Raw genomic sequence first — 316 nt, 5'->3', positions numbered from 1 at the left:
TTGACACTCCCCACGGCTAAAGCCGGGGGATTCTCGGTTCGCCCACCACAGCCTGCATCGGCGAGGTCTTACACAGTGTCCCCGAGCGTATGGGTTCGGGCGTGTCCCGCCCTACCGTATGTTTCTGCTACGCCAAGAGGCGCAGTCCTTCATTCAGAATGTTCTTTGCGGCGTTGATGTCCCGATTATGGGCAGCGCCACAGGAGGGGCAAGTCCACTCCCGGACGGACAAATCCTTTGTGCCGGACCACTGAGCGCCACAAACGGAGCACAGTTGGGAGGACGGAAAGAAGCGGTCTACCGTGACTACCTGTTT

General features: G+C 59.2%; 1 protein-coding gene. It reads right to left on the bottom strand.

Features of this window, described 5'->3' with window-relative positions; all coding sequences use genetic code 11:
• Positions 1-127: 127 nt before the first annotated feature.
• A partial coding sequence (locus tag H6B51_RS17425; RefSeq protein ID WP_204884836.1) for a zinc ribbon domain-containing protein occupies positions 128-316 on the bottom strand: 189 nt, incomplete at its 5' end.

It is taken from the genome of Pseudoflavonifractor phocaeensis (assembly GCF_016901955.1).
GTDB lineage: Bacteria > Bacillota > Clostridia > Oscillospirales > Oscillospiraceae > Flavonifractor > Flavonifractor phocaeensis_A.
This window is presented reverse-complemented; position numbering and strand designations above follow the sequence as displayed.